This is a genomic window from Bartonella sp. AP19HLJMH, from assembly GCF_042196245.1.
GTDB lineage: Bacteria > Pseudomonadota > Alphaproteobacteria > Rhizobiales > Rhizobiaceae > Bartonella.
The window spans coordinates 155,616-167,751 of the sequence record NZ_JBHIPX010000002.1 but is presented as its reverse complement, the minus strand read 5'-3'; the positions used below and the strand labels follow the sequence as shown (position 1 = coordinate 167,751).

Annotated in this window: 3 protein-coding genes; 1 reads left to right on the top strand and 2 read right to left on the bottom strand. The window is 38.0% G+C overall.

Going from position 1 to position 12,136, the window contains the following annotated elements:
• Positions 1-205 precede the first annotated feature (205 nt).
• A complete protein-coding gene (locus ACFINR_RS02170) occupies positions 206-592 on the top strand; it encodes a YbaN family protein (protein WP_375611405.1) in 387 nt (128 codons plus the stop codon).
• Between the two features lie 1,463 nt (positions 593-2,055).
• Here the strand turns inward: ACFINR_RS02170 and pncB are convergent.
• Complete coding sequence (gene pncB, locus ACFINR_RS02165; RefSeq protein WP_375611404.1) at positions 2,056-3,360, bottom strand: nicotinate phosphoribosyltransferase; 1,305 nt, start codon at positions 3,358-3,360, stop codon at positions 2,056-2,058.
• Between the two features lie 132 nt (positions 3,361-3,492).
• A complete protein-coding gene (locus ACFINR_RS02160) occupies positions 3,493-12,063 on the bottom strand; it encodes a GH36-type glycosyl hydrolase domain-containing protein (protein WP_375652399.1) in 8,571 nt (2,856 codons plus the stop codon).
• Positions 12,064-12,136: the final 73 nt, after the last annotated feature.

Genomic DNA, 12,136 nt, shown 5'->3' with positions numbered 1-12,136 from the left:
CTAAAATCTCTCCTCTTTTCTTGAAATCATTTAAAATGATTATAATATTGTGTAAGCTATTCGGTATTTTCAAGGAACTTATAACAGCAAAGACACTTACGCATGAAGGGGTAGAGCGTAATTGTGCACTCAGACATGTAAACAGAAAAAAACAGATACAATGTTTTTGTATAGGGTTTTGCGTAGAGGAAAATAGTACGAGAAAATGAAAAAAGATTTGAAGATATCGCACCCTTTACGTATCTGCTATTATATAGCAGGGTGGGCGATGGTTATATTAGGTATTATCGGTGTCGTATTACCTATTATGCCAACTGTGCCTTTTTTATTGGTTGCCTCATGGTGTTTTACGCGTTCTTCTCCACGTTTTCATCAATGGTTGAATAATCATCGTATTTTTGGTCCCCCTATTAAGCGATGGGAAGAAAAAAAAGCAATCTCTCCATTCGTTAAAGTTTTTGCAATGATGAGTATGACAGGAGGATTTTTATCCTTTTTTGTAATGCTACACCCTCCTTTGTGGATTTCTTTACTTGTTGCGGTTATATTATTGCTGATTGCCATTTATATTGTAACACGTCCATCTTCCTAATGATAAAAAAGGCTTTATGGGATACTCTTTTTAGCTTCAACTTATTTGTAAAAACTATGAGAACTTTTAAGTTTTGAATATAAGCTCTCCATTTCCAAAATGCATATGAAATAGCAAGCTTTTTGAACGCAATTAATTAATAATATGTTTGTGAAATAATTTTTATGAACACTCAAAATGTTCTCACTTGGTAAACAATGATAAATCACATTCATGGAAGAGAGTCATTATTTTTGTAAAGCATGTTTGTATGAATCTCTACATATACATCATTAAAAAGTCATTGATATGATAGTCATTTCTTTCTAAAAGACATTTCGTTTGTTTTCATATCTCTTAATGAGGATATAATACAAAGCTTACTAAACACCATCATTTTTATACTTATACAGTTAAGAAGCCGGTCTATTATATCAATCTTTAATGTTACATCTGTTATTAACTTAAGAATAATTCATAAGAAACAACAGAGTTTTTCAAATGGTTTTATATATACACGCATTCTTATTATAATATGCGAATAAATAATTTCTCTGTCTTTGTATAAAGCTTATTCGAAATAAAAATATTATTGCATTCTCTGTTTTTAATAAAGTCATGCCCCTCACGTAAAACAAAAGGTCTCCCAAATCATGTTATTTACACATTTATTTTAATGAAACATCTCCCAACACTTTACTCATTTCATAATAGCAGACCATACATGGATAAAGTAAAATCTCATTGTAACGTGTATAAAATCTATTTGAGCACCATCATCCTTGCCTTTCAAAATGCACACCAATAGTCACCATGCTATTTGTCATCCTCCAATGTTGCCTTAGTAATTCCTAATGCTACAATTATAGCTTGTCATCTGGTTTTGTATATTTTGACACTAGATTTTGTACCAATTTATTTTTTCAAAGAGTTTAAAGATGTTCTCAAAGGGTTTTGAAAGCCTTTTCTCATTTTTACTTATGGAAACGCACTTTTTTCTGATTTTCGGTAATTTTTGCAATTTTAGGTGTCAAAATCTATTTTGATAAAACGCGCATTGAATGGTCAAAATTGTACATAAAAACAACAAATTACCACGTATTCCTACTTAATCCAACCTCTTCCCACTTAGTATAAAACCTACTGTCAAACTACAACAATAACCCTTAGAACTTGAAAACCTTCATACATGCAAGGAGATGAGTGTGCTTGATTTAACAGGGTTAAAATGAGAAAATCTCCTTGGCTAAACTTCCTTGGCCCGTTAAGTATTTTTTTAATGCGTCGTAAATATTTTTAAGTCTTATCTATCGCGCCTTATGTAAGTGAAGCGTATGCGTGGTAGGCCAAGTAGAATCTGCTCAAAAACAGCCGAACTGTTTACAGACCAGCAAAGGTTAAGAATCCTCGTCCTTAGGGTAGGACAAAAATCAATCTTATAAACAATATGATGGATCAATATACTTGTTTTAAAGAACCGGAAACTATGTCTTTATAGGTCTAGCAATTCGTTTTTTATTACCAAAAAAATTGAGATAACGTTGTACTTCTTTTGAATCACCGATCGTTTTTTCAGGATTATCTGAAAGTTTTACGGCTGGTCGACCATTGGCATAGGTCACCTTACAAACAAGGGAAAGAGCATCAAGAGTTTCGATTTCCTGAGGTGCACAGCCTGTAAAATCATTGGTAAGATCCGTGCCCCATCCAAAACTCATGCGCACTTTACCATGGAAATGATGATAGGTTTTTTCAATTGTATTGACATCAAGAGCATCAGAAAAAATTAAAAGTTTTTTGCGTGGATCTTTTCCTTTTTCTTTCCACCATTGAATAATACGTTCACCACCTTCAATAGGAGGCGCACTATCGGGTCTGAAACCCGTCCAATCAGCGACCCAATCTGGTGCATTGCGTAAAAATTCTTCTGTACCAAAGGTATCAGGTAATACAATGAGAAGATTTCCACCATAATAACGATTCCAATCTTGCAAGACTTGATACGGAGCTCTGCGTAATTCATCATCATTGTTGCTGAGAGCCGCAATAACCATAGGCAATTCGTGTGCATTGGTTCCAAGAGCTTCTAAATCCGTATCCATGGCAAGAAGAACATTAGAAGTTCCAGTAAAAGAATGACCAATGCCTTCTTTTAATGCTTCCACACACCAGCGCTGCCATAAAAAAGAATGGCGACGCCTTGTCCCAAAGTCAGATATTTTAATATCAGGCAATTTTTTGAGACGTTCAACTTTACTCCACATTTTTGCTTTAGCACGCGCATAAAGTACATCAAGAGCAAAACGATCTAGTTTTTTGAGAGCAGCACGTGAACGTAATTCACTAATAATAGCAAGAGCAGGAATTTCCCACATGGAACTATGGGCCCAGGGTCCATGAAAATGAAGGATATATTGGCCATCTTTGCGGGTGAGTTCATATTCTGGAAGTTGAAAATTCTCAAGCCACTGAAGAAAATCCGGTTCAAAAATTTGTTTGCGTCCATAAAATGTATTACCAGCAAGCCAAATCATTTCTTTTTTTGTAAAGCGCAAACTAAGAGCATGATCAAGTTGGGCACGCAATTCACTCTCATCAATATCGTCGGCAAGACGTATTGTTTTAGAGCGATTTATGAGGGAAAAAGTAACATTAACATTAGGATATAACCCCCAAATCATCTGCACCATTAGAAGCTTATAAAAATCCGTATCAAGAAGTGACCGAATAATGGGATCAAGTTTCCAAGTGTGATTGTAAACACGTCTAGCAATATCCGGATGATTCATAACCTTTTTCTTTCATTTTCATAAAATCTAAAATATTATGCACCAACACGGCTAATATAGGCGGTGCAATATAACAACTCTACAGTTTTGGACAAGAATAAAAAGTCTGCTCTCTTTTTTCATCTTTAATCTTTAAGATTTGACAATACGTATAATTTCATGCTGACCTGTTTTTTGTAACTTTATCCCTATATGAACTTCGGTATATTCTTTGCTATTAATATAGAGCATATTTTTAGGTCCCCATTTTACTTTAATGCAATAAACGGCATCATAAAACTTCATTGTTGCTTCATATTTTGGCCAAATAGAGGGTAAATGTGGCTGCAAAAACAATAGGTCTCCCTGACGCTGTATTCCAAGAATAGCTTGTGTTGCGGCGCGATAAAACCAACCGGCTGAACCTGTATACCAAGTCCAACCGCCTTGACCACATCGTGGTTCAACAGCATAAATATCTGCGACCATTACATAAGGTTCAACACGATAAATTTCAGGATCTTGTCCATGGGTAATTGGGTTTATCATAGAAAATAAAGCATAAGCTTTATCGTTTTGTTCCATTTCAGCCAACGCAAAAATACTCCAAATGGCACCATGCGTATATTGACCACCATTTTCTCGAATTCCTGGAGGATAACCTTTTATATAACCAGGCTCGAGCGTACTTTTATCAAAAGGCGGCCAAAAAAGGCGAATGAGTCCGCCTTTTTTATCATAGAGATGTTCCAACATTGATGTCATTGCTTGTTTTTGACGTTCAGGCGATGCCATTTGAGAAATGATAGCCCAAGATTGAGCAATGGTATCAATTTGACATTCATCATTGATTTTAGAGCCAAGAGGTGTTCCATCATCAAAATAACCACGTCGATACCAAGCACCATCCCAACCATTTTTCTCTAGGCATTTTGTTAAATGTTCAAGGTACGTACTCCATATTTGCATATGGCTATTGTCACCACGTTTTTTGGCTAAAGAGATAAATGCTTGTAATGTGTACCCAAGAAACCATCCTAACCAAATGCTTTCGCCTTTTCCTTCCACACCGACCAAATTCATGCCATCATTCCAATCCCCACCTAAAATAAGAGGGAGACCATGTGGTCCGCAGCGTTTAATGGCAAGGTCTAAAGCTAAAACACAATGTTCATAAACTGTTGCAACCTTTGGGGATTGGGTGGGTTGAAAATAAGCATCCTGTTGCCCACTTTTGAGAACATCACCTTCAATAAAAGGAATGAGCGTATCAAGAAAAGCGTCATCACCAGTGGTAGTGACATAAAGAGCTGTTGCATATGCAAGCCAAACGATATCATCAGAAATGTATGTACGAACACCAGCATTTGTGTCAGGCAACCACCAATGTTGCACATCACCTTCAAGAAATTGGTGCGCTGCTGCATTTAACAATTGTTCACGTGCTAATTGTGGTTCCAGCAATAACAAAGACAAGCTATCTTGTAACTGGTCACGAAAACCAAATGCACCACTCGCTTGGTAAAAGCCTGCGCGTGCCATGATGCGGCATGCGTAGATTTGATAAGGAAGCCAATGGTTGACCATAAGATTAAAAGAAGCATCAGGTGTTTTGACTTGGAAAGGAGAAACAAAATCACTCCATTGCTGTTTTTGTTTTGTGAGCTGAATTTCAAAATCACTTGCACGTACTTGATTGAGTAATTTTTCAGCTTCTTGCCTATTTTCAGCACTGCCAAGATAGAAGATGATTTCTTTTGTTTGCCCTGGTTGAAGATCAATATCATAGGCGAATGCTGAACAAGGATCACATCCTGCTTCAATGGTATTTGAAAGAGCAGCGGCTTTACGGATCGCATTTGGACGTGTTACGGTTCCCGTTGCACCAATAAATTCAGCGCGATTGGTCGTCGTGCTGGTTGGCATTTCGGATGCTGATAAAAATGTAACTTGTTGAGATTTCTCGATGTGATAGGGATTTTGAATAAAATGTGCACCCCATCTGGTCTCATAAGAGGAAACAATAAAGGGGGCATATTTTGTACGGACATTTCCCAAAACCCATTCAACATAATTATAAAGGCGTAAACTGCGTGGTTTTTTCCCTTCATTCGTAAGGATAAGACGTGAAAAGCGAATAGGTTTTTCGGGATCAAGTGTATGAGTCAGTTCTAATGCGATTTCTGAATGTGTTGATTTAAAAGTTGAGAATCCAAACCCATGACACGCCTCATAGACAATATTTTCGTCACATTCAACAGTAGAAACGGGTGAGAAACGTTTTAAAGACTGGCGATCAACCAGATAAAGAGCTTCTCCTGGTCGGTTAGACGTTGGATCATTCGCCCAAGGAGTTAGTTGATAATCGCGGCTATTGTTAGCCCAAGTAAAAATTGCACCTTCAGCAGAGACATGAAAACCAAATCTGTGATTAGCAATGACATTAATCCACGGATGCGGTGTAGTGGTACGTCCATGAAGACGTATTACATAATGATTGTGCTGATTAAAACCACCGTAACCATTCCAATACCTTAGATCTTCTCCATTTGGGAGAAAAGAGGATGGTTTTTGTTGGCTAATAAGACCAATGGAAGAAAAAAGATTTTGTTCAGTTTGTGTTGTAAATTGCTGTCCTTCGTTATATCTTGGCAAGTCTAATTGATCATAAGGTTCTTGATAATTTTTACGAATTGTGAGATTAAAATCATTCTCATCAAGTCGTTTAAGTTGTTCAGATAAAGAGCCATTTTGGGCATCAAGAACGATACGCGCTGATGCAAGAAGCGTTTTAAAACTCTGTTCACTCATTTGATCGCGTCGAAGCATGAAAATATGTTGGCGTTCATCTGCTTTTTGCGTGTGGTGATAATAAGATTCACAGACCCACTCAAGAGCGCGTTGTGTACTTTGTATATAAGAAAATGTTTGTTCATTAAGAATGACCAAATCAACAATGAGTCCACGCATACGCCAATATTCATGTGCTTTAAGGAGCTCGCGCAGTACAGTTATATTTCCCTCGTTATTTAATCTAAGAAGACAGAGTGGATTGTCTCCTGAGATAGACATGGGCCAAAGATTAGACTGTTTTCCTAGCGTTTTTGCTAATATTTCAGAAGGAAGACGCCACGTTCTTTCTGGATAAATAAGCGGTGTTGCATATTTTTGATAGACAATAGCTTCTTTAAGCTGGGTTCCGCTCTGATACAGTGCGACTTGTGAGCGCGTCCATGCCATTGAAAGTTCTTTTTGAAACATATCAGGTTGTCGATAATGTTTAATATGATTATTTAGCGCTTCTTTTGTATGAGCAGCAAAAGTCCAAAAAATAAGTTCTGCTTTTTCATGGGCTGAAATTTTTATACGGCATCGCAATGACATAACAGGGTCAAGAACACAACCTTGACTGTTACTGAAACGAGCATTTTGGTCAAATGCAGCGGGTCGATGAATGGATCGCCCCCGACCAATAAACAGAGAGCGATCTGTTTCAGCTTCTGTCTCTTGGAGAATATCTGTTGTACTAGAAACAAAATGGGTAACATAGATTTCAGGATCACTAGGCGAGCGTTTGCGCCTTTTGGCAAAAATTGTTTTACCTTCTTCAGTAATTTCTGTCTCTATAAACATACGGGAAAAAACAGGATGAACTTGGTCTGTATCCATCGTGGCAAGCGCTAATTCACCATAAGAAGTCACTTCAATGAGTCGGTCTTTATTTGTCGTATTCATCAGTTGAATACGTCTCCCTTCGCCACATCCTTCAGATGTAATAAGACATTCAAGTGTTGATTTAATACCATCAACCATTTTTGTATATTCAGCCTTTTCATCTGTAAAAATGCTGACAGCTTCTTCTTCAATAACACGTGTTGGCTCACCAGTAACAGACCACCACCGTCCACTATGCGTATCACGTAAGAAGAATAAAGTACCTTGTTGATCTTCTGTTGCATCAGGAATAAAGCGCGTAATCGCATAATCGTGCCAACGGCTGTAACCAGAACCGTTCGCTGTTAACATGGTAGAATAAAAGCCATTAGACAAAAGTAAAGTTGCTCGTGGTTTGAGTAACGGGTTTGTAATAATGTGCAAAGGGGCTGCGTCAAATGCTTGAGACTTATTGCGCATACGATTAACAGCTTTGGTATGAATAATAGGAATGAGATGAGGCGCTCTTTCCTGTAAGAGCAATTGTGTTGCTTCAATAACGGGATCACGGTGAAAACGATCACGCATTCGCCCTTGAAAAATAACATTGTTAAGAGCAAGGATAGACATACCATGATGGTGCGCATAATAATTGCGTACAATGGCGTATTTTTCCCCTGTTTTCACGCGTGTTAGAGTAAAATCAACAGAGTCATAATAACCATATGTTCCTAAAGCTCCAAGATCACGGAGTCGTTTTAAATTAGCGACAGCGCAAGCAGGAGCATATTGTGCCGCTAGAAGGCTGGCATAGGGAGCAATGACAGCATTGCGTGAAAGACCACGTTGGAGTCCGAGGTTTGGAACACCAAAATGAGCGTATTGGTAATTCATTAAATGATCGCGAGCATTAAATGCGGCTTCTGAAATACCCCATGGCAATTCCCGTTTATGGGCATATTGTATTTGACAACGAATAATCAATCGATTTGTTTGATCTAGGAGAGATCCTAAAGGTTCATGCATTACGAGAGATGGCATAAGATATTCAAACATTGATCCAGACCATGATAGGAGTGCACCTTTCCCACCTATGGGTACGAGAAGTCGACCAAGACGAAACCAATGTTTAAGTTTTATATCTCCTTTTGCGATGGCAAAAAAGCTTGCAAGACGTGCTTCTGAAGCAAGTAGGTCATAACAATTTTCATCGAGTTTGTTTTCTTGAACACGATATCCTATGGATAAGAGATGCCGTTTAGGCTGTTCTAAAAAGTCAAATTTCATATCAAAGGCTATTTGCCTTGCCATTATAGCCAGCCTGTTTAGTTTTTTACGTAATTTTTCAGTATCACAATGAGCAGTCGCATCATTATGATGAGCGTTACAGGTGTCGATAAGGCATTTAGCCCAAGAAAGCGCACGAGCAGATTCTATCGTTTGAATTTTGTGGTCAAGTTCACCGACTAAGTGCACAATATCATGGGCTGCAAGTGAAAGATCTATGATGTGAGAAGGAATCGTATTTTCTTGTTCTATAAAAGTGAAGATAGAATCATGAAAACGAGTGATGTTTTCTTCGATTTTTTGGCGTAAAGAGCGTAAACTGGGTTGATGATCTGGAATTTCTCTGACAGTTTCTTCAAGAATAGCAAGAACATCCGATAAGCCTTCTCGATCACTTTGAAAAAAAACATGAGGTTTTTCAGCCCATTCACTTAAGGCAGAAGAGAGTGTTACCAAATGACCGGCAAGATTTCCTGAATCAACGGTTGATACATAAGTAGGCAAAAGAGGCCTGAGTGTATCCGTTTCATACCAATTATAGAGATGACCGCGGAACTTTTCCATTTTTGCAAGAGAGCGTAATGTACATTCAATACGGGTAATGGTCTCTTCAAAACCAATCCAACCAAAATCACGTGCAGCAATAATAGAAAGGAGATAAACCCCAATATTCGTAGGCGATGTACGTTGAGCAACAAGAGGTTCAGGATCTTCTTGAAAATTATCGGGAGGCAAATGGTTGTTTTGTGCATTGACAAAGGTTGCATAATAAAGCCATGTCCGCCGTGCAATAGAACGGAGTTTTTTTTCATCTTTTGAAGAAAGATAAAGGCTATCTTGAAAGGTTGAAGGTTGACTCACAATCCAAGCAATGAAGGGTGAAAAAAACCATGCTATCCCAAAAGGCAAAGCAACCAAGCTTGCAAAACTATCAGAAAAAAGAGGGAGTGCTATAGTAAGAATACCAATAAGCGATGCTGGTGCCATTGTAAAAACATAGAAACGCAAACTATTGGGTATTGATTTTGTTGCGGCAGAAGTTTTCCATTCAAGAAGATGCTGTTTTGAAATCGTCATACGATAGAGTGTACGAATAATCGCATCGGTCATAAAATACGCCGAATAAGCAAGAAACGTCGTTTTAAGAAATATATCAGCGCTTGTAAGAGCAATTTTGTTCCAAATTAATTGAAAATGTCCACGCAAAGAATGATCTATATTGGATGAGACAAGCGTTTTTAATACACATAGAATGGGTGAAATGAAGGAGCTAAACAACAAGAATAGTTGCCAGACGATTGCACTCTTTAAAGACAAAAAAGCCCATCCTGCAAATGCTGCGATTAACCACATAAGTGGAGTGAGAGAACGACGTAAATTATCCTGCATTTTCCAACGCGTCACGGAACTTATTTGACGGTGGGGAAAAAGATAAGGCAAAAGCTGCCAATCACCGCGGACCCAACGATGATAACGCATAACATCAATATTATAAGCAGTTGGATAGTCTTCAATGACTTCTATGCTACTTACCAGAGCAGTACGAGCATAACCTCCCTCTAAGAGATCATGGCTAAGAATAGTATTTTCTTTAATTTTGCCATCAAGCGCTTGTTCAAATGCATCAATATTATAAAGACCTTTACCGATAAAGGTGCCTTCTCCTAAAAGATCTTGATAAGTATCAGAAACAGCAAAAACATAAGGATCAATGCCACGGTTTATAGAAAAAACCCGTTGGAGAATTGATGTTTTTTTTCCTGTTGTAAGAGAAGGAATAATGCGTGGTTGTAAAATGCTATAGCCCTTTACAACCTTTCCACTTTGTGGATCAAAAACGGGATAATTGAGTGGATGGTTAAGCTTTCCAACAAGTTTCGCGACGCTCTCTGGAGTAAGACGTGTATCACAATCCAGCGTCATAACAAAACGGCAATCCATAGGAAGATGTGGATTGGGAGGATAAAAGCTTGTATTTTTATCGCCTCTTAAGAGCCGATTAAGTTCATGAAGTTTTCCTCGCTTTCGTTCCCATCCCATCCAACATTTTTCGCTTGTATTATAAAGGCGTCGGCGATGTAAAAGGAAAAAAAGCGGAAGTTTATCACGATGATAACGACTATTGAGTTTATCAATACTCTTTTGCGCATAGTGCAATAAATCAAGATCATCTTGCGTTTCTCTCAATGGAGCATCCACCCAATCTGTAATGAGTGCAAAATGAATGGCACCTTTAGGATTGGAAAGATAGTGCACTTCAAGATTGCGCACTTGTTCATCAATGTCAGCGCGTGATGTCATCAAAGTAGGTACAACAACCATTGTCCGTGCATGTTTTGGAATACCTTCTTTATATTCATAACCAATGAGTTGTTTTGATGGGACAAACCACGAAACAACAGTGTTAAATAAAGCAAAAGCAGCATCGATAGCAGGAAAAAGCGCCAATCCAGTAAAGCAAAAAGACATCCATTGTGTCATGCCAGATAGCTGTAAAAGGGCGTAAATTACCAGCAAAAGAGCAAGCGTCAGAAAAGAGACAGGAACGGCGATGACTCTCAATTTTGAGCAACAGGAAGCGCGTGTCCATTTTATGAGAAAGGGCGGAATATACCCACAAGCCTTTTCAAATATGCCACGACCATCATCAACAAGGTACCACCCCACACAAGAATGATGAGGCATATCTTTAGAAGTGGAATTTGCCATTTCTACAACTTTATGTGCAACTTCCAGTTCACTAAGAGGCGAAAAGCGAGAAACTTTTTCAATGACTTGTCGATAAATATTGCGTGAGTGAGCATCAATTTCAGAAAAATCACTATTTTTACGCAAAATAGAATCGACACAACTCACTGTTTCAAACCATGCTGTCCAATCAACATCATCTATAGCTTTAAGAGAACAGATAATATTTCCCATGGTCACACCATCTGCTGCTTGTCGGGTATGTTCATCAGCTGTTGCAATCTCTAAGCTACTGCCTTGGCTTTTCAATTGCTTTTCAAGCCAAGTTAATGCTACGGTTGAATCGACAGATGCACTGCGCAGGCGATAGAATAAATGTGCTGAAAAAGTTGGATCAACAGTAAATGGTTTATACTGCGTAAAAAGAGAGTGTAGATTTGTTTTATTTTCTACAAGAGAAATTTTATCAGCTACTTGACTAGCAAGATGGCGCATATGTCGCGCTTTTTCGATACGTACTGAAAGACGACGGACATTTTCAATGAGCAGCATTTGCATAACTGAAGGAAGAGCCCACAATTCACCAATTGTGAGCGCACAAACTTCTTGAAATCCGTTGGTCATAGCAGTGAGTGTTTCTTGTGAAAAGCTGCTATCGGTATGCGCAATATAAAGCCAAGTTAAAGCAAAAATTCGTGGTATTCCGGCTTTGTGTGTAGAAAGAGGAAGTTGCTTTATGAAGGACTTGGGTAGATTACGACGTAGCTTTTGTATGGTTTTATCAATGGTGTAATGATTATCAATGAGCCATTGAGCAGATGGTGCGATGGTTTCATCATTTCGAGCAGCAAAATCACTGGTATGAAAGGCATGAAGAATAAGTTTAGCATTTTCATTCAATCTCTTGCGAAAATCTCCTACTCCTTCATATTCAGGGAGTAAAATTTCTTTACCAGAAGCTATATCATGCCCTAAGTTATAAAGATCTTCCTGTACCTTATAAATTGCACGAAGAGGAAAATCCGTATTAATAAAATGATCTTTTTTCTCTTTTTGAGAAAAAAAGCACTTTATGAAAGGTATTATGCACGTCATAGTGTCCCATTGTTATTCAATTACATTGTTTTTTATTTAAATTTTAAGCATTTTATCTGAATAGTGAACCGTT